The sequence below is a fragment of the Sulfitobacter sp. EhC04 genome (assembly GCF_001650875.1).
Classification (GTDB): domain Bacteria; phylum Pseudomonadota; class Alphaproteobacteria; order Rhodobacterales; family Rhodobacteraceae; genus Sulfitobacter.
In genome coordinates this window covers 207073-229344 of record NZ_LXYI01000045.1, presented here as the reverse complement: position 1 = coordinate 229344, position 22272 = coordinate 207073, and the positions used below count along the sequence as shown (strand labels likewise).

Genomic DNA, 22272 nt, shown 5'->3' with positions numbered 1-22272 from the left:
ATAAAATCGCGAAGCGCCGGGTTTAGTCAACCGTTATGATGGTGCTGGCGGTGACCGGCGTGTCGCCCACCACATAGGCGCGGTGGTCGTTGGTGTTCAGCGTCACCCGGATTTCGTGGGTGCCTGCGGGCAGGGGGCCGATGTGGTATTCCGGCGCAAAGAGCCGTCCCAGCTTCATCCCGCCCACGTAAATATGGCCGTGGCCGGTGCCGGGCACGTGGTAGAGGCCCATCAGGTCTTCGGAAAAGGTGAAGTCGCGGGCCGTGATCCGCACTTGCCAGCCGTCGCCGTCGGGCAGGGCGTCAATCGCGATCTCAGGTGCCGGTTCTCCGCCCCCCACAACGCAGATGTCGCCCATGCCGAACAGGCCGACTTCGCCCGCGGCACCGGCCTGTGCCGGGTCCGACATCCGGGCCTTGACGGTCACGTCACCGGCCTTGGCGAAGGTCAGGACAAGCGGGACGAGGGCACCGTGCGCAAACGGAATTTCGGGTTGGCGGATGCTGACATGGGCCGCGTCCAGCGCGAGGGAGGAGTGGCCAGTAGGCACCGGCAGGCCATCTGCGCTGGCCGGGCTGTACAGTGTCACCTCTGCCACCGGGCTGGTGACCGCCATCAGCCGGTCGGGCGCGCCCTGGTTGTCGATGCTCAGGAATGCGCCAAGATGGCTATCGTCCACAGGTTGGGCCACCGCATTCTCGATCAGCAGTTTCGAGGCGGCACCGCCAATGCCCGCCAGCCAGATCACCCCGGACAGCGCCACAAGGGCCGCAAGAACAAAAGCCGCTTTCAAATCCCGTTTCCCGTCGCCAGAGTGCCGCCATGAGACTGCGTGAGATCGTCATAGGCGTCAAGCTGGGCGCGCTGCTGCCCGTCGCCGCACAGGCGCATGTGTCGGAGCAGGGGTTTGTCCTGCTGCTGCCCACCGAAGTCTATACGGCGGCAGGAGTGGCGGCGGTAACACTGACGGTGCTGGCGCTGTTTGCGCTGCCCGGCGGCGCGGTGAGGGGGCTCTTCGCACATCGCCGCCTTGCACCGCTGCGTTTTGAGCGCGCGCAGCAGGTAAGCAGCGTTTTCTCGCTGATCTGCCTGTTATTTGTGCTCTACCTCGGGTTCACCGGGCCGCGCGACCCGTTGTCAAACCTGATGCCGCTTGGCTTCTGGACGCTGGGTTGGGTGGCGGCGGTCAGCCTGTCGGGGGTGTTCGGCAACCTTTGGCACTGGATCAACCCCTGGACCGGGCTCTACCATCTGCTGGGGCCGTTGCGCCCCCTGTCCCCCTTGCCCGAGCGGCTGGGGCTTTGGCCCGCCGTGGCACTGCTGCTGGGCTATGCTGCCTTCCTGCTGGCCGATATCGCGCCCGACGATCCCGCGCGGCTGGCGCGGTTTGTGGCAATCTATTGGGTCGTGACCTTTGCGGGCATGATCCTGTGCGGGCCGCGCTGGCAACACCACGCCGAACTGGGGCATGCGATCTTTGCGGCCTTTGCCAGCCTCGCCCCGCTGCGCCTCACGGGGCGGGCCGGGCTGGGCGGTCCGGGCTGGCGGCTGTTGGCAGATACGCCCGCACCAGCCGCAGGGGTCTTTGCCCTGACCCTGCTGGCCGTGGGCAGTTTCGACGGGCTGAACGGGACCTTCTGGTGGCTGGGTTGGATCGGTGTGAACCCATTGGAGTTTCCGGGCCGCTCCGCCGTGGTGGTGCAGACGCTGACCGGGCTGGCACTGGCATTTGGCGCGCTGCTGGGCGTCTTTGCCCTCGCGGTCTGGCTGGGGATGCGCCTTGCACGGGCAGAAGTCCGCTTTGCCCATGCCTTCGGCTGGCTGGCGCTGAGCCTTTTGCCTATTGCGCTGGTCTATCACATCGCCCATTACCTCACCGCCTTTCTGGTCCAGATCCAATATACCGTCGCCGCCCTCAGCGATCCCTTCGCACGCGGGGCAGACTGGCTGGGCATCGAGCCGTTCCGTGTTACCACCGGGTTTTTCAACAGCATCGACACGGTGCGCCTGATCTGGACAACGCAGGCGGGGCTTGTGGTGCTGGGGCATGTCTGGTCGGTGCTGCTGTCGCACCGCATCGCGCTGCGGCTGTTCGGAGAGGGGCGGCGCGCGGCCATGGGCACCTTGCCGCTGTCGATCTTCATGATCGCCTACACAATGCTCGGTTTGTGGTTGCTGGCCGCGCCAAAAGGCGCATGAATCGCGGTATCGAAATGCGCGGTTCAGAAAATTCTGGACAAATTGCATGTATGCAAACAACATTCAGGGACTAAAACGGGAAACCGCAAATGGTCCCGCCCAACAGGGAGAGTTGGAATGACACGTAAACTGATGACAAATCGCCGTACCGTGCTGAAAGGTGCTGCCGCCGGGGGGCTTCTGGCCGCCGCACCGCTGGCCGCCCGCTTTGCCAGCGCGCAATCAAGCGCGCCGATCAAGATCGGGTTTCAGCAGCATTCGACCGGCATTGGCGCCGCCTATGGCCGCTGGTACGGGCGCACCACCGAAGCCGCCGTCAAGATGATCAACGACGCCGGCGGCATCAATGGCCGCCCGGTGGAGATCGTGGCCGAGGATGACGGCACCGACCCCAAGCGCGGCGCGGAAGTGCTGGAGAAATTCGCGAACCAGTCGGGTTGCGACGTGGCCTTTGGCACGCTGTTCTCACATGTGGTGATCGGCTCTGCCCCGGCAGCGGGCGAGCTGAAGCTGCCCTATTTCGTGGTCTCGGAAGGGCATCACGTCGCCAGCGGCATGCTCAACCGCTATACCCTGCAACCCGGTATTACGGATGTGAAAAGCCAGGTGCAGGCGATGGCCCCTTACGTGTCGGAGAATCTGGGCAAGAAAGTCACGATGATCTATCCCGATTTTGCGTTCGGCCATGATCACCGCGACTATTTCACAGCCGCCATCGAGGCGCAGGGCGGCGAGGTGCTGGAGCAGATCGCGATCCCGCCAACCGAAACTTCGTTCACCAAGTATTTCCCCAAGATCCCGCGCGACACGGAAGTGATTTATCACGTCATGGTCGGCCCCGCCGTCCTGACCTTCGTCAAGGAGCTGGGCGAGTTCTTTGGCCCCTCGCGGCCGGAGATTTTCGGCTTTATCGACTCGCTCGAAGCGGTTGATCTGGCCTCGCCGGGGCTGGAATTCCTGGAAGGCACCTATTTCTGGGAGGGCAACCCGCGCTACGCGCAGGAAGACCAGACCAGCCATGACAAGATGTTCCGCGAGGCCGTGGGGGTCGATGCAAACGGTGCGTCGGTGTCGGACCCCAAGGACGTATCGACCTATGCCCATATGTTCGGCTGTTGGGAAACCCTGCACATCATCAAGGCCGGGATGGAAGCCGCCGATTACCAGGGGCCCGCAGACCGCGCGAAGCTGATCGAGGCGGTCGAGGCGATGACCGATATGCCCGAAGGCGATGCACACCCGCAGGGGCCAAAGCGCTTTAACGGCAAGACGCACCAGGTCTTTGGAGTGCAGTACATCTCGAAGGTCGAGGACGGCAAACTGGTCAAGGTGCACACGACTTCGATCGAGGATACGCTTTATCCCGATGAAGTCGATTACACGACCATGTCCTTTTAAGGGCCAGGCGCCGGGGTTTAACATCCCGGCGCAATATGCTGATATTTATGGATTTCGGACCTCACCTTCTACTTGCCATGCTGGAAGGCGCCGTTGGCGCTGCGGTGCTGGCCCTCACGGCGCTTGGCCTTAGCCTGGTGTTCGGCGTGATGCGCGTTGTGAACGTGGCACATGGCGAATTCTTCATGCTGGGGGCGGTGATCGCGTGGTTTGTCGCCACCTCCATCGGCGGACATCCGGCGGTAGGCTTTGTTGCCGCGCTGGCGCTGGCTCCGGTGATTGCCGGGCTGGTGGCGGTGCTGGTGGATCGTCTGATCCTGAAGCCGGTGAAATACGACCCCGAAGCGACCATCGTCGGCACCATCGGGGTGCTCTACATCCTGCAACAGACCGCGCTGATGACCTATGGCCCGGAGGCGCGGCCCGTTGAGCCACCCTTCAGCCACCGCATCGCGCTGCCCTGGTTCGAATGGGGCGAAAACGGCCTTGCCATGTTCTACCCCTGGGGGCTGAGCACCAACAGCTACAAGCTTTTTGTGATCGGGGCGGCGATCGCGATCCTGCTGGCGTTCTGGCTGATCATGACCCGCAGCAAGGCGGGGCTGATCATGCGCGCCACGCAGTTGGACCGCGAAACCGCACTGGCATTTGGCATCCCGGTGTCGCGGGTCTATTCCATTGTCTTTGGCCTTGGGGCCGGGCTGGCCGCCCTTGCCGCCGTGCTGATCGTGCCGATCCAGCAGGCGCATTACCTGATGGGCCATGACCCGCTGCTGCTGAGCTTTATCGTGGTGATCATCGGCGGGCTGGGATCGGTGCGCGGCACGGTGGTCGCGGCGGTGCTGATCGGCATGTCGGACGGCATCATCTCGGTCTTTCTCAGCCCGACACTGGCCAAGATCATCGCAACCTTGCTGGTGGCGCTGGTACTGGTGTTCCGCCCACAGGGCCTGTTCGGAAAGAAACCGGCATGAGCATCGGCACCCGTTCCACCCTGCTGCATCTGGGATTGATCGCGCTGCTGTTTGTGCTGGCCTTCGTGCTGCCCAGCTATCATCAGGGCAACCTTGCGCGGATCATGGTGCTGGCGACATACGCCATCGGCTATAACGTGCTGTTTGGCTATACCGGGCTGCTGAGCCTGGGGCACGCGATGTTCTTTGGCGCGGGCATGTACGGGCTGGGGCTGGCGATGCAATATGGCGGGCTGGGGGTGATCCCGGCCTTTGTGGTCGCGCTGATCTGCGCGGCTGTCCTGTCTGCGGTGGTTGCCATGCTGGCGCTGCGCACCATCGGGGTCGCCTTCATGATCGTGACGCTGATGTTTGCGCAGGCGGGCTATCTGACGGTGCTCTACTTCGGAGCCTGGACGCGTGGCGACGAGGGGTTTGTCATCGCCCAGTCGGCGCGCCAGATCGCGGGACTGGACCTGACGCAGCCGACAACGCGCTACCTTGCCGCCCTGGTGCTGTTTTCCGCCGCCTTGCTGATCACCGCGCGGATGATGCAGGTGAGCTTTGGCAGCGTGCTGATCGGCGTGCGCGAGAACGAGGAACGCACCCGGATGCTGGGCTATGACGTGTTCCGGCACAAGCTGGCGGCGGTCATCATCTCCGGCACCATCTCGGGGGCCGCAGGGGCGGGCTATGCGGTGCTGTTCGGCTATGTCGGGGCGACGTTCACTTCGGTCCAATATTCGATCTTTCCGCTGCTCTGGGTGCTGCTGGGCGGGGCGGGCACCACCATCGGGCCATTGGTCGGCACGCTCTTCATGTTCTATCTGATCGACTATTCCAGCGGGCTGACCAATGCCTATATGCTTATTGCGGGGGTGGTTCTGGTCCTGCTGACGCTGTTTGCGCGGCTGGGGCTGGTCGGTGAGATCCGCAAACGCTGGGTGGCGTGGCTGCCATGATCCTGCTTGAGACAAAGGGGCTGACGCGGATTTACGGCGGGCTGACTGCGGTCGACGGGGTCGATTTCGCCCTGCCGCAGGGCGAGGTCCACGCGCTGATCGGGCCAAACGGCGCGGGCAAAAGCACCTTTGTCGGCATGATTTCGGGCCGGATCCCCGCCAGCGCGGGCGAGGTCTGGTTTGACGGGCAGAATGTCACCGCGCTGGCCGCCCATGCGCGCATCCGGCGCGGCATGGCCTATACCTTCCAGATCACGGCGGTCTATGCGCGGCTCTCGCTTGCCGACAATCTTGCGCTGGCCCTGCGCAGCCGGGACCGGGCGGCGGCGCTGGCCGCCCTCGACCGGGTCGGATTGGCCGACCGCGCCGACCAGATGACCGGCGATCTGGCCTATGGCCACCAGCGGCTGCTGGAAATCGCCATGGGCGTGGCGCAGAAGCCCCGGCTGCTGATCCTGGATGAACCGACCCAGGGGTTGGCGGAAAGCGAGATTGAAGGCTTCAACGCCCTGATCCGCGAACTTGCCGGGGAAACCACCATCCTGTTGATCGAGCACAACATGAATGTGGTGATGGCGCTGGCGGACCGGATCACGGTGCTGGACATGGGCGCGATCCTGGCCTCCGGCACGCCGGTCGAAATCCACGCCAACCGCGCGGTGCAAGACGCCTACCTGGGGACCGGATGATGCTGAAGCTCGACCAGATATCCACCGGTTATGGCCCGATCCAGGTCCTGTTTGACTTCAGCCTTGAGGTCCGCGCCGGTGAGGTCCTGTGCCTGATGGGGCGCAATGGCGCGGGCAAATCCACGGCGATGAAGGCGATCATGGGCCTGCTGCCGCTGAGCGGCGGGGCCATCACATTGGAAGGCGCGTCGATCAGCACGCTGCCCGCACATGAGGTGCCGCGCCAGGGCATCGGATATATCCCGCAGGGCAGGCGGCTGTTCACTGAAATGACGGTGGCCGAGAATATCCAGATCGGGTTGATGACAAGGGGCCGCGGGGCCGAGACCCGCGAACGGGTGCTGGACATGTTCCCGCGCCTGCGCGAACGGCTGGACCAGCGGGCCGAAACCCTGTCGGGCGGTGAGCAGCAGATGCTGGCCACGGCACGCGCGCTCTGCCTGGAGCCGCAGGTGCTGTTGCTGGACGAGCCGACAGAGGGCTTGCAGCCGTCGATGATCCAGCTGATCCGCGAAACGGTGGAAAAGCTGCGCGCGGCGGGGGTGGCGATCATACTGGTGGAGCAGCGGATCGAAGCGGTGCTGTCGATTGCCGACCGGGTCGCCTTTATCGAGAATGGCCATGGCCGCGACGTGGTGGAAACCGACCTGCTGCGCGGTGACCGGCGGTTGTTCGAGAAATACGTGGGGGTGTAGAAGCCGGAATTTTCAAAAATTCCGGACCGTTTTCTTCAAAGAAAACGATGTGCAGCCAGGACCGCGACGTGGTGGACACCGGGTTGCTGCGTGGCGACTGGCCGGTGTTCGTGAAATAAGCGGGGTATAGAAGGCGGAATTTTCAAAAATTCCGAGCCGTTTTCTTCAAAGAAAACGATGTCTTGCAGCCTTTGTGACCGTTTGGGTCGAGATGCAGCATAGCGGCGACTGAAAGGTTAAACCAGTTTGGCCAGCAGCGCTTCGAACAAGGCCGCTTCCGCGGCGCTCAGGGGGGCTATGGTCTCGGCCCGTGCGGCCAGCGCCTGTGCCTCGGCGCGTTCGAACTGCGCCTTGCCTTCGGCGGTCAGCTCCACCAGCCGCAGCCGCTGATCGTTCAGGTCCGGCCGCGAGGTCACGAGGCCCTTTGCCTTCAGCCGCCCCACCACGCCCTTGATGGTGGCGCTGTCCATCGCAGTCTCCCGGCCCAGCCTGTTCTGCGACAGCGGGCCCTGTTCGAACAGCCGCGCCAGGGTGGCGAATTGCGTTGGCGTCAACCCATCCACATGGCGCGCAAAGATCGCCACATGCCGCTGGTTTGCCCGGCGCAGGTTGAATCCAACCTGTGTGGACAGTTGATAGGCCTGATCCGTGATCTCTGTTTCACCCATAGGGAAATTATTGACAGTTTGCGCGGGCTCCCGCAACATCTGCTTGTACACCAACAATCGGGACTGCCATGACCGATACCGCCCGCTATCACCGCCCGCACACTTTGGAAGGTGCCCTTGCCCTTCTGGCGCAGGGCGATTGCCGTATTGCGGCGGGCTGTACTGATCTGTTTCCGACAACCCGGCACAAGGCGCTTGGCGGGTCCATCCTGGACATCACCGGCATTCGCGACCTGCGTGGAATCACCTGGACAGATGCGGGCCTGCGAATCGGTGCGGTGACCACCTGGTCCGATCTGATCTGCGCCGATCTGCCGCCTGCCTGCGACGGGCTACGGCTGGCGGCGCGCGAGGTGGGCGCGAAGCAAATCCAGAACCGGGGCACGATTGCGGGCAATCTGTGCAATGCCTCGCCTGCGGCGGATGGGGTGCCGCCCTTGCTGACGCTGGATGCGGTGGTCGAGGTGGCCTCGGCCAGTGGCACTCGCCTCCTTGCGCTGGCCGATTTCATCACGGGGCCGCGCCAGACGGCACTTGGCCCGGGTGAAATGGTGACCGCCGTTCTGATCCCCGAGGCGGCGCTGGCAGGGCAGGGACATTTCCTGAAACTGGGCGCGCGGCATTACCTGGTGATTTCCATCGCGATGACCGCCACGCGGATCGTTGTGCGTGAGGGGGTCATCACCCATGTCGCACTGGCCGTCGGGTCCTGCGGGCCGGTCGCCACGCGCCTGCCAGAGGTGGAGGCGGCGCTGATCGGCAAACCATTGGACCCCGCATTGATCGCAGACCGCGATGTCGCCACCGCGCTGCGCCCGATGGACGACATGCGCGCCACCGCTGGCTATCGCAGCATCGGGGCCGCCGAACTGCTGCGCCGCACCCTGGCGGCGCTGCGACTGGAGGAACCGGCATGAATATCCACAGGACCAAGGGCCAGAAGATCACCCTGAACATCAGCGGCAAGCCCCGTACTGTCGATACCGCGCCGGGCCGCCGCCTGTCGGAAGTGCTGCGCGAGGACCTGAACCTGAAAAGCGTCAAGATCGGCTGTGATGCGGGCGATTGCGGGGCCTGCACGGTGTTGATCGACGGGCGACAGGAATGTGCCTGCCTTGTCCCCGCGATACAGGCCGATGGCCGCGTGGTCGAAACCCTGGAAACGGCGGAACCGGTGCTGCGGGCGCAGCTTCAGCAGGCGTTTCTTGCCAAGGGGGCCGCGCAATGTGGCATCTGCACGCCCGGTCTGATGATGGCGGCAATGGAATTGCTGCGCGAAACGCCCGCACCCGACGAGGCGCAGGTCGAGGATGCGCTTGCCGGGGTGCTGTGCCGTTGCACCGGCTATCGCAAGATCATCTCGGCGGTCATGGCTGCCACGACGCCTGCGCAGGTGCAGACCTCTCCGCTGGCAGGCGCTGCCGTGGGCCAAGCGATTCCCCGCCTCGACGGACAGCGCAAGGTGGACGGGACAGAGGTTTTTGGCGCGGATTATGCACCCGAGGGCGCGCTTTTGGTCCGCGCAGTGCGCAGCCCGCATTATCACGCGGCCTTTACGTTGGGCGACGCCGAAAGCTGGGCCGCGCAGAGGCCCGGCATCGCCTGCGTGATCACCGCCGCCGACATCAGGGGCGAGAACCGCTATGGCGTGATCCCGCCGCTGGCCGATCAGCCGGCCCTTGCCGAAAAGGTCGCCCGCTACCGGGGCGAGGCTGTGGCACTGGTGGTCGGCGCGGCAGAGGTGGTCGAACCGCTTGATCTGGACAGCTTTCCCGTGACCTGGTCGCCGCTGCCCCATGCCCTGACAGCGGAGGAAGGGGCCGCCGTGGATGCACCGCTGCTGCATGGCGACCGGCCTGAAAACACCCTGATCCGGGGCCGCGTGGCCTGTGGCACACCGGATGCCGCGCTGGCGGCGTCGGCCCATGTGGTGACGGGGCGGTTCGAAACATCCTATGTCGAACACGCCTATATCGAGCCCGAGGCCGGGGCGGCCTGGATGGAGGGCGATACGCTGGTGATACAGGCCTGCACCCAGGCCCCGGTGATGGATCTGGAAGATACGGCGCGGGTGCTGGGCCTGTCACATGACCGGCTGCGCATCATCCCTTCGGCGGCGGGGGGCGGGTTCGGTGCCAAGCTGGACGTAACTCTGCAACCGCTGCTGGGGCTGGCGGTGCTGAAAACCGGCAGGCCCTGCCGCATGGTGTTCAGCCGCACGGAATCCATGCAGGCCAGCACCAAACGCCATCCCGGCACGATGGAGGCGACCATCGGGGCCGATGCCGGGGGCCAGATCACCGGCATGACCTTTCACGGCGACTTCAACACCGGGGCCTATGCCAGCTGGGGTCCGACTGTGGCCGTGCGGGTGCCGGTCCATGCCTCCGGCCCCTACTTCACGCCGCATTACCGCGCCACCAGCCGCGCGGTGCATAGCCATGGTCCGACCTCGGGTGCCTTTCGCGGTTTTGGCGTGCCGCAGGCCGCCATCGCCCAGGAAATGCTTTATGACGAACTGGCACTGGCCTGCGGGATGGACCGTCTGGCCTTTCGGCTGCGCAATGCGCTGCGCGATGGGGACACGTCACCTTGCGGGCAGGTGATGCAATCCGTTGGGCTGGTGGAATGCCTTGAGGCACTGCAGCCACATTGGGAACAGGCGCAGCGCGAGGTCGCAGCGTTCAACGCCACCTCCGCGACGCGCAAACGCGGCATCGGGCTGGCCTCTTGCTGGTATGGCTGCGGCAATACGGGGTTGTCCAACCCCTCGACCATTCGCATTGGCATTACCCGCGACGGGCGGTTGAAGCTGCATCAGGGGGCCACGGACATCGGGCAGGGCTCGAACACCGTCATCACCCAGATTGCGGCGGATGCCATCGGCATCGCCATCGACGCCATCGACATCATCGGCCCGGACACCGCCCTGACGCCTGATTGTGGCAAGACCTCGGCCTCGCGCCAGACCTTCATCACCGGGCGTGCGGCTGTGGCGGCGGGGCATGCGCTGCGCGCCGCGATCCTGCGCCTGACCAATCTGGCCGGGGCAGACCGGATGACCCTGCACGAGGGCCGCTTGACCGTGACCCATGGCACACAGACCCGCGAGATCGGCCTGTCGGACATGGACCCGGACGCAAACGGCTATGTCATCGCTGCCGAGGAAACCTATGATCCGCATACCACCGGGCTGGATGCGGAGGGGCAGGGCACGCCCTATGCGCTTTATGGCTACGGCGCGCAGATGGCCGAGGTCGAGGTGGATATGGCCCTTGGCACCGTGAAAACCCGCCACATCGTTGCCGCCCACGACCTGGGCCGTGCCATCAACCCGCTGCTGGCCGAAGGCCAGATCGAGGGCGGCATCGCCCAGGGTCTTGGGCTGGCGCTGATGGAGGAATACCTGCCGGGGCAGACCGAGAACCTGCACAATTACCTGATCCCCACCATCGGGGACATGCCGCCCGTGACTTCGATCCTGATCGAAAAGCCGGACCCGGAGGGGCCGATGGGGGCCAAGGGGCTGGGCGAACATGTGCTGATCCCGACTGCACCCGCGATCCTGAATGCGATCCGCGATGCCTCGGGGGCGAAAATCACCAAAGTGCCGGCATTGCCCCATCGCGTGCTGGCCGCGATCAAGGCGTCACGCCAATGACCAAGCCAGAGAAGATCCGCTGCGATGCCTGCCCGGTCATGTGTTACATCGCCGAAGGCCGCGCCGGGGCCTGCGACCGCTATGCCAACGAGAACGGGCAGATCATCCGCTGCGATCCCCTGACCATCCTGGACCGGCGCATCGCCAAGGGCGACGCGGTCAAACCCTTTCTCGCCGCAGACTGGGACGGGGCATCGGCCTCGGGCGATGATGTGATTGTCTCTGCCATCGGGGCAGGGACCACATACCCCGATTACAAACCGGCCCCCTTCATCGTCAGCCGTGACATAGAGGGGGTGGATTTTGTCACCGTGGTGACGGAGGCGATCTTTTCCTATTGCGGGGTCAAGGTAAAGATCGACACGGATCGGCACCTGGGACCGGAGGCCGCAACCGTGCGCGCAAAGAGCGAGGCGGTGGGTCATGTGATGACCTCTGAATACGGCTCGCAAATGCTGTCTCTTGGCGGGGTCGATCACCTGACGGGCGGGGAAAAGGCCGAAGGGCGCGTGACCTGCGACACGCTGCTGCGCCTGTGCAACGGAGAGGCGGTTGAACTGACCATCGACGGCGGATCGCATGTGGTGGTGCAGGCAGGTGCGGCCCCCATCGTGGATGGCAAGCAGGAAAGCCGGATGCGGGTTGGCTGCGGCTCGGCCACCATCGGCATGTTCGCGGTGCAGTGGCAGGGGCTGGTGGACGAGGTGGTCGTGGTGGATGACCACATCACCGGAGTCGTGTCGGAACATCAGGCGGGCAAGGTGATCGACTGGCCCGAGACCGGGATCAAGATCAACGGCAGACGCTCCACGCCGGGGCGGTATTTCAAGGTGGCAGAACCGGGCATGGGCTGGGGCGGCACCGACATCGACGATCCGCTGCACATCCTCGGCCCCTGGCGCGCGGCCAAGGGCGCGCGGCCGGGGCTCAGCCTGCTGATGGTGTCGACCACCGGCGAACACGCGGCCTATTTCGTGTTGGATGACAATCTGGAACCGCAACCGCAGCCGATGCCCGCCGCGCTGCAACCCTCTGTCGATCTGATTGCGGAAAATTGCGAGCCTGCCCTTTGTACCGTGTTGTTCATGGGGGGCGCGGGCGGTTCGCTGCGCTCGGGCGTCACGCGCAACCCGATCCACCTGACCAATTCGGTGAAGCAGGACCGCACCCGCGTCACCATCGGCGGCGCGCCGACCTATCGCTGGCCGGGCGGCGGGATCACAGTGATGGTGGATGTCACCCAGGTGCCTGCGGGGGCCTTCGGCTATGTGCCGACACCGGCGCTGGTGGCCCCGCTGGAATTCACCGTGCGGCGCGCAGACTACGAGGCGCTTGGCGGGCATGGCGCGTCAGTGCGCGACCTTGAGGACGTGCTGGCACGGGGTGGTGAATACGGGCGCGCCTCGCGGGTGCTGGGGGACGGGGCGTGAGCACGGACCCACAGGCGCATATCCTGCCGGACGGGCGGCGGTTGCACCTGAACCATGGCCCCATCGACCTGATCATCGAGGTGCTCGGCGGCGATGCCACGGCCTGCTATGCAACGGCACAGGCGCGGTTTCAGACCCTGCTTTCGGGGCTGGTGGCGGAATTGCCTATTTTGCGCAGACCGATTGACCCGGGAACAAGGGTCAAGGACCCGGTTGCGCGGCGCATGGTGCAGGCGGTCCGGCCCTATGACGATACCTTTGTCACGCCGATGGCGGCGGTGGCGGGCTCGGTGGCGGACGAGGTTCTGGCGGCCATTCTTGCCCGCCACCCCGCCGAGAAGATCTATGTCAACAATGGCGGCGACGTGGCGTTTCACCTGGAATCGGGGCAGGACATTTCGGCAGAGGGGCCTGCCGGCGCGATCCGCATCACCGCCGAGGATACGTCACGCGGGCTTGCGACCTCCGGCTGGCGCGGGCGCAGCCATTCGCTGGGCATTGCCGATGCGGTCACCGTGGCCGCCAGAACCGCCGCCGCCGCAGATGTGGCCGCGACACTGATCGCCAATGCCGTGGATCTGCCGGATCACCCCGCAATCAGACGGGTCCCGGCCCGTGCGCTCAACCCCGACAGCGACCTTGGCGACAGGCTTGTCACCACCGATGTCGGCGCGCTGGACACGGCGGAAATCATCGCAGCCCTCGCGCGTGGACAGGCCCTGGCCGATAGCCTGTGCGCGCGCGGATTGATTCATCAGGCGGTGCTGTGCCTCGCGGGCCGGACCGCCCATGTCACCCATCCCCAAGGAGCCCTGAAAAATGCCTGACTTTCCCATCCGCAAGATGCAACTGATCCTGGAAGAGGTGCATCACGACGGCGGTCCGCTGCCCGAAACCCCGCGCAAGCTGGGTGCCATCGTCGCCTGCGTCAAGAACCCCTTTGCCGGGCGCTATGAGCCGGACTTGCAACCGGCCATGGAGGATCTTAAGCCCTTGGGGGCGGAGATGAGCGAACGCCTGATCGCAGCCCTTGGCGGCAAGGAGGGCATCGACGGCTATGGCAAGGGGGCCATCGTCGGCGAGAACGGCGAGTTGGAGCATGCCGCGCTTTGGCATGTGCCGGGCGGCTATGCCATGCGCGGGTTGCTGGGCCAGTCGAACGCCATTGTGCCGTCCTGCATGAAACGCGGTGGCGTGGGCAGCAGGCTGGACCTGCCGCTGGGCCATATCAACGCGGCCTATGTCCGCAGCCATTTCGACGGGATCGAGGTGGGCCTGCCCGACGGGCCACGCGCGGACGAGATTGTCTTTGCGCTTGGCATGTCCTGCGGCGGGCGGGTGCATTCGCGCATGGGCGGGCTGGAGGTCTGGCAGGTGACGGGTGATGACGGATTGCGGTAGCGGCTGAAAGGCGCGGTGCGCGGTTGGCAAGGGTCCGATGGGGCCGGATGCACCTGCGCCGGGCTAAACACCTGTCAAAGAAGACATGTCATTTTTGACATGTCTTCATGTGTCGGAGGGTTTTCCCGGCGCGCCATAAGGTGATGCCGCGAGACCGTCTGCCGTGCAGAGGGGCGACTACAAGAGAGGTCCACTTGCTGATAGAGGGCCACCCGTCTTCGATGGCGTCTCAGGCCTTCTTCTGACGCCCGAACCAGCCTTTCCTGACCGGCTCTTCCGATGCCGGTTCGACGGTTTCCGGGCCACCCAGAGCCTGCTGGAAGTTGGAAAAGAACTGATCGGCCATCTTCTTGGCAAAGCCGTCGATGATCCGGCTGCCCAATTGCGCCAGCTTGCCGCCCACCTTGGCATCCACTTCGTAATGCAGGATGGTCTGGTCACCCTGAGCCTCAAGACGCACCTGTGCGCCGCCCTTGGCAAACCCGGCCGCACCCCCCTTGCCTTCGCCGCTGATCGTCAGGCTTTCGGGGGCGGTCACCTTGCTGAGGTGGACAACCCCTTTGAACGTCGCCTTCACCGGCCCCACCTTTTGCACAACCGTGGCCTCAAAGCCCTGTTCGGCAGAGCCTGTCATCTCCTGGCAGCCGGGAACACATGCCATCAGCACATCGGAATCAAGAAGGGCCGCGAAAACACTGTCACGGTCGGCATCAATGGTCTTTTGATCGCTCAGGTTCATCTGGTATCTCCGTTGTTTCGCCGTGTTTTTCCCAAGCAGGTGAGGGCCGGGGCACCGCGCTGGCCTTGGCAGGAGTGTTAGGGCTGAACGCCCCGGTGCGGTATTGGACTTTGGTTGGAGGCAAGGGCCGCGCCCGCCGGATCGACGTGACGGGCGCCCCTGTCCTAGGCTCTGGACCCATTAATCTTACATGCTCAGCGGCGATTTCGCGCAATTTCAAGGGTTTGGGGCGTGCCGCCAATCCCCTCTCGTGACATTTGCCATGCAAATGCACTGCCGGGCAGTGGTAGGTTCTATTGGCAAGCGACCCAAGACGTTGAAATGAAGTGAAATCGCCGCCCGTCGCTCCGAAGGAGCGCCGTGTTATGCTGGCACGCCTTCGGCGTGACGGGTTTGACGGATTTTCCCGCAGCCCATTGCCCGGCAGGGCATTGCGCAGCAATGTCCCGAGAGGAGGCGTCACATCTGCTTGGAATAGAACCACTATTCCTGCGCAGATGTTCCTGGTCTGAGAAAAAATCTGGCAAACTGTGAATATAGAATTAATGGGTCCAGAGCCTAAGACCTTTTGGCTAGATACCTGACCGGGAAATGCTGCTAGCCTTTGACCATGACAGCAGATGAATTGCCGATGGCTGAAACCGTCACCTCCGAGACTTCAGGCAAATGGGCCCTGATCGTGGATGATCATCCGCTTTTCTGTGATGCGCTGGACCTGACGCTCAGGTCCGTCGCCGATTATACCGATATACGCACGACGCACTCGTTGTCTTCTGCGCTTGAGGAACTGGGGCGGGCTGGACCACCGGACCTTGTGCTGCTTGACCTCAACCTGCCGGATGTCAGCGGGCTGGACGGTTTGCTGCGGCTCAGGCGGCAGGTCAAGGATGCGCATGTGATCATCGTGACCTCGGTGACCGACAATGCCGTGATCAACGGGGCAATCGCGGCCGGGGCTTCGGGATTTGTGCCAAAGCACAGCAGCCGGGGCACCTTCAAGCAGGCGATCGACGTCATCCGCGCGGGCCAGGTCTTTACCCCCAGCGGCTTTGTCGCCGGTGAGGGCACAACGGAAGAGAACGTGAACCTGCGCCGGTTGGCGTCGCTGACCAATCAACAGGCCCGCATCCTTGAACTGATATGCGCGGGCAAGCTGAACAAGCAGATCGCCTTTGAGCTGTCGATCGCGGAAACCACCGTCAAGGCGCATGTGACCGCGATCATGCGCAAACTTGGCGTGCAGAACCGGACTCAGGCGGTTCTGGTCGCCCACGAAGCCCAATTCACATCCCAGTTGCCAAGTGAGGAAGAGCGCCGCTAGTCTGCTTTGAGGGAGGCTCGATTTGGCAATTCTGCAAGACTTTGAACCGCTGGCGGGGTCGCGGCATGCCTTGTGCCGGGGGCAGGTCGATGCGGGCCATCCCGACCCGATCACAGAGTTGAGCCGCGCCATGGGTGCCGCACCGCTGGCAGTGGTGGCGCTGTTCATCTCGCCCGCCGCCGATTTCGAAAAACTTGTGCGCGATGCAGATGCCGCCTTTGGGGGGGCCGACGTCATGGCCTGCACGACCGCCGGTGAAATCGGGGCGGGCGGCTATGCCGAGGGCACGATCATCGCCATCGGATTCCCGCGCGCGCATTTCGCCTCCACCTCGATCCTGATCGAGGATCTGGATGACCGGTCCTCTCAGGCTTTGCAGGACCGTATCGCCCTGGAACGCGTCGCATTGCAGGACGCACATCGCGACAAACGCCATGGCTTTGCCTTTCTGCTGGTGGACGGGCTGTCGCTGCGCGAGGACATGTTGAGCGTGGCCATCGCACCGGCGCTGCGCGACATGGCGCTGTTCGGCGGGTCGGCGGGGGATGGCGTGGATTTCGGGCATACCCGTGTGGCGCTGAATGGCCGTGCCTGCGAAAATGCCGCCGTGCTGACCCTGATCCAAAGCGCGTTGCAGGTGAAGGTTTTCAGCATCGACCACCTGGTCCCGACCGACAGGCAGATGGTTGTGACCGGCGCCGATCCGGCCCGGCGCATCGTCAAGTCGATCAACGCGGAACCCGCCGCGATGGAATACGCACGCCTTGTGGGCAAGGACCCCGAACAGTTGGACCAGTTCACCTTTGCCTCGCATCCGGTGGTGGTGCGCATTGGCGGCGACCATCACGTCCGGGCGATCCAGCAGGTCAAGGAGGGCGGCGAGCTGTTGTTCTTTTCCGCCATCGACGAGGGGATGGTGCTGACCCTGGCCGATCCTCTGGACATCGCCGATCACCTGCGGCGCAAGCTGGATGAACTGGCAGCTGCGGGCCAACTGACCGACATTGTCGGATGTGATTGCCTGTTGCGCCGGATCGAGGCGGAACAGAAGCAGACCACCCGCGCGGTGTCGTCTGTACTGTCCGAGCACCGGGTCATCGGCTTTTCCACCTATGGTGAGCAGATCGGCGCGCTGCATGTCAATCATACGATGACCGGCGTTGCGATCTATGCCCCCGAGGCGGATGCGGAGTGATCCGGTGTCGGTGATCAATCCCGCAGATTCGCTGGAGCGGCAGAACGAGAAACTGTTGCAGATCACCCAGGCATTGATGCGCCGGGTGGAACAGAAGAACGAGCAATCCGGCGTCGCCTATGCCCAGTTCGAACGCGCGGCACTGCTGGAGGTCCAGGTGCGTGAACGGACCATCGACCTGGAACGCACGCTTGACCTGCTGCAAGATTCAAATGCCCGGCTGGAGGTGGCCAACCGCGAAACCGCCATCGCGCGGGAAAACCTGACCGAAGCCATTGAAACCATCAGCGAAGGGTTTGCGCTGTTCGATCCCAATGACCGGCTGGCGCTGTTCAACAGCCGGTTCTGCCGCGATCTGCCCGATATTGAACCGCAGCTTTCCGAAGCGCTGTCGTTTGAGGCCTATGTCGGCCTGATTTCGGGCAGCAGATACCTGTCGCTGCCAGCGGGGGTGACGCCGCAGAAATGGGCGCAACTACGCACCCGACGGCACCGTGACGACCATGTCGTGTTCAACGTCAGCCTGATCCATGACCGCTGGTTGCAGGTCAGCGAACACCGGACCGCGCGCGGCGGCACCGTGATCCTGCAAACGGATGTGACCAATATCATCCGGCTTGAGCGCAAGGAACGCGAGAAACTGCGCGACGAACAGGCCCAGATCCTGCGCGCCACGCTGGATCACCTTGACCAGGGCGTTTGCATCTTTGACCGGCACCGCAAGCTGATCGGCTGGAACCGGCGCATGGATTACCTTCTGGACCTGCCGCCACAGGACGCGGACCTTGGCCGCAACTTTGTGGTTCTGCTGGAACGTCTCAACCGGCAACTGACCTTTCAGGACAGTTTCAACAGCCAGATGCTGATCGACTGGGCCGGGCAGGAAAGCGGCCGCAGCCCCATCGCCTTTGAGGTGACCGGCGACAACGACAAGGTGCTGAGCATCTTTGCGCAGGAGATGCCGGACCGGGGATTCGTGATCAGCTTTACCGATGTCACCGCCGAACGGGGTGCCGCGCGGGCGCTGTCCGAGATGAACGAGATGCTCGAACGCCGGGTGCAAAGCCGGACCCGGGCATTGGGGATCGCCCTTTCAGAAGCGGAAAGGGCCAACGCCTCCAAGTCCCGCTTTGTCGCGGCAGCCAGCCACGATCTGCTGCAACCCCTGTCGGCGGCCAAGCTCTTTGTCTCGGCTCTGTCCGAACAGATCGAGGCACCGGACCAGCGCGGGATCGTCGAAAAGGCGGAAACCGCGCTGGCCTCGGTCGAGCAGATCATCGAAGCGCTGCTGGACATCTCAAGGCTGGATGCAGAACGTCCGACCTTTGATATCCAGCCGGTGCAACTGGGCGCGATCATGGCCCCTTTGCGCGATGAGCTGACCCCGGTGGCGCAGGCCAAGGGGATCGACCTGCGTGTGGTCAATTGCGGGCTGTCGGTGCGCAGCGACCCCGGCTACTTGCGCCGGATCGTGCAGAACCTTGTCTCCAACGCGGTGCGCTATACTGAAACCGGCCGGGTGCTTGTGGGGGTGCGTCGGCGCGGCGGGATGGCCCAGCTTCAGGTCTGGGACACCGGGCCCGGCATTGCCGAGGAGGAACAGGAAGCGATCTTTCAGGAGTTCCAGCGCCTGTCGGCACATCAAAAGGAACATAGCCTGGGGTTGGGGCTGGCGATTGTGGAGCGGGCCTGCAAATCGCTGGGCCACGGGCTGCGGCTGACCTCGACACTGGGCCGGGGCAGCCTGTTCTGCGTGGATGTGCCGGTTGTCGAAGGGCGGCAGGACCCGATGTTGCTGGCCCGAGAGCGGCCTGAAACTCCGGATCTGGAACGCAAGGGCGACATCGTGTTTCTGGTGGAAAATGACGACAATCTTGCCAATGCGCTGGTCCTGATGATGGAGGGTTGGGGGGCAGAGGTGATCCATACCCGCACCGGCGAGGACGCGTTGAAACTGCTGGCGGACATCGACCTCAGACCCGACGCGCTGGTGCTGGATCATCAGCTTGGCGAGGGCATGTCGGGCCTGGATCTGCTGTGCCAAATCCGGGCATTGCATGGCGAGGTTCCGGCCCGGTTGATTTCGGCCGACCGGGGCAAGGAGCTGGAGCGCGCCTGCCGCGATTTTAACGTGAACTTGCTTCTTAAACCAATTGATAAAAATAAACTTTTTGCGTTTCTGAATGGTTAGGGCCCTGCCGCCATATATGCCGCTTGGCTGGTTTAATAAATGTTACCCTGTGCGTGGCCGTATTTCTGTGCCCTTCGATGAAAGCGGCCACTTCGCCCACGGGCCCGCGGCCTGATAACCGGCCGCGCCCACATTCGGTTCGGAGATGCTGCCGTTTCAGCGGTTTTCCTGTCGGGTTAAAGGGCTGTTCATGATCTGCGGTCATAGAAGAGGGGTGGCCCCGCCGGGGACGCGCGCAGGGTTTCGTTAACTTTCCAGCGGGAATTGGTCATGAGTTGTGTCTTTGTGGAAAATTTGCGGTGACGGCTGCACCGCCCTCCACGGGGATGGACCCTGCGCGCCTTCAACAGCGCAAAACTGTCGTGATTGTTGACGATTCACCCTTGTTACGGCGGTGGTTGCGCGTGGTGTTGGAGGGTAATCGCCGGCTGGTGGTCGTGGGCGAGGCCAGCGATGCGCAAGAGGCGCGCGCGGTGATCAAGGCGACGCGCCCGGACGTGATCACCCTTGATATTGAAATGCCGGGGATGAACGGGTTGGTCTTCCTGGAAAAACTGATGCGGCTCAATCCCTTGCCGGTCGTCGTGTTTTCCGGCGTGACGCGCGACAATTGCGAGACAACAGTACGGGCGCTGATGCTGGGGGCGGTGGATTGCCTGAAAAAACCCGAGAACGGGACCAACCAGCGCCTGCGCGACAACATCTCGCGGCGGGTCTTTTCCGCCGCCTGCAGCAGGCTTCAGTTGGCGCCGCGCCCCCGCGTCGCCAACGCCTCAGTCCCCGCTGTCCGGCATCAGGGCCATGAACCGATCCTGTTGATCGGGGCGTCGACGGGCGGCGTTGCAGCCCTTGACACGCTTCTTGGCGGGCTTGATCCTGCCGGCCCGCCGGTTGTGATCGTGCAGCACATGCCGGGTATCTATCTGGTCAGTTTCTCGCAACTTCTGGATCGCAGGTTCGATCAGGACGTGCTGCTTGCAAGGCCTGGCATGGTCCTGGCACCCGGCCAGATCGTGCTGGCTCCCGCCCTTGGTCAGCATACGGCGCTGGTACGCCGTCGCGGGCAATGGGAAACCCGGCTGCACGCCGATGAAGAAGGGGCCAAGCACTGCCCATCAATAGATCAATTGTTCCATTCGGCAGTCCCATACGCCCGCGACGTCATCGCGACGATCCTGACCGGCCTTGGCCAGGACGGCGCGCGTGGCCTCAAGGCCCTGCGCGATGCCGGTGCGACGACCTTTGGTCAGGACAAGGACAGCAGCACGGTCTACGGCATGCCCCGCGCTGCCTGGGATATCGGTGCCGTCGAACGCCAGTATCCTTTGGCAGAAATGCCCCAAGCCATCAATCAAGCGGCGGCAAAACACCGGGCACGATTGGTGAGGACAAGGCAATGACCGCGAAGACCACCGTAATCACCCAGGGTGAATACGCCGTTTCCGGTGATCCCAATGTTGTCATTTCGACCCTGCTGGGATCTTGTGTGGCTTGCTGCCTGCACGACCCATTGGCGGGTGTCGGCGGGATGAACCATATCCTGATCGCGGCAAATGCCCGGATGTCCACCCGTTTCGACCCTGAAGGGTTGAATGCGATGGAACTGGTGATCAACGACATGCTCAAGCTGGGGGCCCAGAAATCGCGCATGCAGGCAAAGCTTTTTGGCGGGGCAAAAATGGTGACGGGCTTGTCCGACATCGGCGGGGCGAATGCGGCTTTTGTTCTGGATTTCCTCGAAAGAGAGAATATTCCCTGCCTGTCCCAGTCCGTCGGCGGCGATGCCGCGCGGCATCTGATCTATCTGCCTGCACGCGGGATCGCCCGGCAAAAGACCAAACCTCGCGCCGCCGTCACCGAAGCCTTGCCCGCAGCGCCCAGCGCGCAGAGGGAGATCGAACTGTTCTGACTTGCGGCATGATGTTGCGTCCACCGCCCGATTTCGGGACAGCTTCCGGGACAGCGGCAGCAATGGGATATCAAAAGAGGTCCAACTCTCCGGACGACCGGGCCGGAAGAGGGGCGGTTCCCTGACTGCATCGCGCCTGAAACAACGCACGGGTATCCGCCAGCCGCAGCGCCTTGCAGGCCTCCGCGAGCCCCGTCCCCTCGATGGTGCTCACACCCGGCTGGCACCCCATTGCGGCTGTCAGCGCGGTCAGATCCTCCAGCGATTGCCGCAGGTAGTCGAGGCTTTGCAACTGGCCGATCACATACGTATCCTCGCGCGACAGATCAAGCCTGTCGCCGATGGCATGCTCTGCCCAGTTTACCATTTCGGCCAGCCCAGCCACATGCGACGAGACGCGCCGCAAGATGACCCCAAGGTCGGGTTCCCGCATTGATCCAGCCCCCATTATAGGCGTCCAACGACCTGTTCGATGCAATTGCGCAGGTCGTTGGGTTCAAAAGGCTTCTTCAGATAATTGTTCATGCCCAGCTTTTTGCCGTGGTCAATGATCTGCTGTTCGGCACGGCCCGTGATCAGGACAAAGCCGATGCCCTTTGTCTTGGGCGTGGCGCGCAGGTAATGCAGCAACTTCAGCCCATCCATTTCGGGCATGTTGTAATCCGAAATGACCAGGTGCACCGGCTTTGCTGTCAATGCCTGCAGGGCCTGCTTGCCATTTTCGGCGGTGAACACATTGCGCACCCCGAAGGAATCCAGCGCCTGCGTGATCAGGCCACGGCTGGTGGACATGTCGTCGACAACCATGATGTGGATTTGGTCGCGCAAGGCCATATTGGGGTATCCTCGTTGTTGTCAGAT

General features: G+C 63.6%; 21 protein-coding genes. 16 read left to right on the top strand and 5 right to left on the bottom strand.

What is annotated here, in order from left to right:
* Positions 1-22 precede the first annotated feature (22 nt).
* Positions 23-793, bottom strand: a complete 771-nt coding sequence (locus A8B82_RS18545) for a copper chaperone PCu(A)C (protein WP_067295763.1) — start codon at positions 791-793, stop codon at positions 23-25.
* A 29-nt stretch (positions 794-822) separates the two neighbouring features.
* Between A8B82_RS18545 and A8B82_RS18540 the strand changes: the two genes are divergently transcribed.
* From A8B82_RS18540 to A8B82_RS18515, 6 genes are all read left to right on the top strand, one after another.
* Positions 823-2199 (top strand): hypothetical protein, encoded by a 1377-nt coding sequence (locus tag A8B82_RS18540; RefSeq protein ID WP_067295761.1) that lies wholly within the window; start codon positions 823-825, stop codon positions 2197-2199.
* 117 nt (positions 2200-2316) lie between these two features.
* Complete coding sequence (locus A8B82_RS18535; protein ID WP_067295758.1) at positions 2317-3597, top strand: ABC transporter substrate-binding protein; 1281 nt, start codon at positions 2317-2319, stop codon at positions 3595-3597.
* Positions 3598-3644: 47 nt separating this feature from the next.
* Entirely contained in the window at positions 3645-4571 is a 927-nt protein-coding gene (locus tag A8B82_RS18530; protein ID WP_067295879.1) for a branched-chain amino acid ABC transporter permease, read from the top strand.
* Positions 4568-5512 carry a branched-chain amino acid ABC transporter permease gene (locus tag A8B82_RS18525; protein ID WP_067295756.1) on the top strand — a complete coding sequence of 315 codons (945 nt, stop codon included), beginning with the start codon at positions 4568-4570 and terminating at the stop codon, positions 5510-5512. The genes A8B82_RS18530 and A8B82_RS18525 overlap by 4 nt, the downstream gene beginning before the upstream one ends.
* Positions 5509-6201, top strand: a complete 693-nt coding sequence (locus A8B82_RS18520; RefSeq protein WP_067295753.1) for an ABC transporter ATP-binding protein — start codon at positions 5509-5511, stop codon at positions 6199-6201. Before A8B82_RS18525 ends, A8B82_RS18520 begins: the two co-directional genes overlap by 4 nt.
* Positions 6201-6896: an ABC transporter ATP-binding protein gene (locus tag A8B82_RS18515; RefSeq protein WP_067295876.1), complete on the top strand. Its 696-nt coding sequence runs from the start codon at positions 6201-6203 to the stop codon at positions 6894-6896. The genes A8B82_RS18520 and A8B82_RS18515 overlap by 1 nt, the downstream gene beginning before the upstream one ends.
* 236 nt (positions 6897-7132) lie before the next feature.
* On the opposite strand, the gene A8B82_RS18510 is transcribed toward A8B82_RS18515, so the two are convergent.
* A complete protein-coding gene (locus tag A8B82_RS18510) occupies positions 7133-7564 on the bottom strand; it encodes a MarR family winged helix-turn-helix transcriptional regulator (RefSeq protein WP_067295751.1) in 432 nt (143 codons plus the stop codon).
* Positions 7565-7632: 68 nt separating this feature from the next.
* Between A8B82_RS18510 and A8B82_RS18505 the strand changes: the two genes are divergently transcribed.
* Genes A8B82_RS18505 through A8B82_RS18485 form a run of 5 tightly spaced genes read left to right on the top strand, consistent with a single transcriptional unit; the run spans position 7633 to position 14056 of the window.
* Positions 7633-8481, top strand: coding sequence for an FAD binding domain-containing protein (locus A8B82_RS18505; RefSeq protein WP_067295749.1), 849 nt, complete (start codon positions 7633-7635; stop codon positions 8479-8481).
* Positions 8478-11225 carry a molybdopterin-dependent oxidoreductase gene (locus A8B82_RS18500; protein ID WP_067295747.1) on the top strand — a complete coding sequence of 916 codons (2748 nt, stop codon included), beginning with the start codon at positions 8478-8480 and terminating at the stop codon, positions 11223-11225. The genes A8B82_RS18505 and A8B82_RS18500 overlap by 4 nt, the downstream gene beginning before the upstream one ends.
* On the top strand, positions 11222-12655 hold the full coding sequence (locus tag A8B82_RS18495) for a 6-hydroxynicotinate reductase (RefSeq protein ID WP_067295745.1): 1434 nt from the start codon (positions 11222-11224) through the stop codon (positions 12653-12655). The genes A8B82_RS18500 and A8B82_RS18495 overlap by 4 nt, the downstream gene beginning before the upstream one ends.
* A complete protein-coding gene (locus tag A8B82_RS18490) occupies positions 12652-13482 on the top strand; it encodes a UPF0280 family protein (RefSeq protein WP_067295743.1) in 831 nt (276 codons plus the stop codon). Before A8B82_RS18495 ends, A8B82_RS18490 begins: the two co-directional genes overlap by 4 nt.
* A complete protein-coding gene (locus A8B82_RS18485; RefSeq protein ID WP_067295741.1) occupies positions 13475-14056 on the top strand; it encodes an amino acid synthesis family protein in 582 nt (193 codons plus the stop codon). Before A8B82_RS18490 ends, A8B82_RS18485 begins: the two co-directional genes overlap by 8 nt.
* 229 nt (positions 14057-14285) lie before the next feature.
* Here the strand turns inward: A8B82_RS18485 and A8B82_RS18480 are convergent, their stop codons facing one another.
* A complete protein-coding gene (locus A8B82_RS18480; protein ID WP_067295740.1) occupies positions 14286-14795 on the bottom strand; it encodes a CoxG family protein in 510 nt (169 codons plus the stop codon).
* A 631-nt stretch (positions 14796-15426) separates the two neighbouring features.
* Between A8B82_RS18480 and A8B82_RS18475 the strand changes: the two genes are divergently transcribed.
* The 5 genes from A8B82_RS18475 (at position 15427) to A8B82_RS18455 (ending at position 21411) form a co-directional block, all read left to right on the top strand.
* Positions 15427-16116: a response regulator gene (locus A8B82_RS18475; RefSeq protein WP_067295737.1), complete on the top strand. Its 690-nt coding sequence runs from the start codon at positions 15427-15429 to the stop codon at positions 16114-16116.
* Positions 16117-16138: 22 nt separating this feature from the next.
* Complete coding sequence (locus A8B82_RS18470; RefSeq protein WP_235604729.1) at positions 16139-17311, top strand: FIST N-terminal domain-containing protein; 1173 nt, start codon at positions 16139-16141, stop codon at positions 17309-17311.
* Complete coding sequence (locus A8B82_RS18465; protein WP_201120847.1) at positions 17301-19502, top strand: PAS domain-containing hybrid sensor histidine kinase/response regulator; 2202 nt, start codon at positions 17301-17303, stop codon at positions 19500-19502. The genes A8B82_RS18470 and A8B82_RS18465 overlap by 11 nt, the downstream gene beginning before the upstream one ends.
* Before the next feature lie 362 nt (positions 19503-19864).
* A complete protein-coding gene (gene cheB / locus A8B82_RS18460) occupies positions 19865-20902 on the top strand; it encodes a chemotaxis-specific protein-glutamate methyltransferase CheB (protein WP_235604728.1) in 1038 nt (345 codons plus the stop codon).
* The gene (locus tag A8B82_RS18455; RefSeq protein WP_067295733.1) at positions 20899-21411 is read left to right on the top strand and encodes a chemotaxis protein CheD; all 513 of its coding nucleotides are present in this window, start codon (positions 20899-20901) and stop codon (positions 21409-21411) included. Before cheB ends, A8B82_RS18455 begins: the two co-directional genes overlap by 4 nt.
* A gap of 70 nt (positions 21412-21481) precedes the next feature.
* Here A8B82_RS18455 and A8B82_RS18450 read toward each other — a convergent pair whose 3' ends face one another.
* Positions 21482-21844 carry a hypothetical protein gene (locus A8B82_RS18450; RefSeq protein WP_067295730.1) on the bottom strand — a complete coding sequence of 121 codons (363 nt, stop codon included), beginning with the start codon at positions 21842-21844 and terminating at the stop codon, positions 21482-21484.
* 14 nt (positions 21845-21858) lie between these two features.
* A complete protein-coding gene (locus A8B82_RS18445) occupies positions 21859-22245 on the bottom strand; it encodes a response regulator (RefSeq protein ID WP_067295727.1) in 387 nt (128 codons plus the stop codon).
* Positions 22246-22272: the final 27 nt, after the last annotated feature.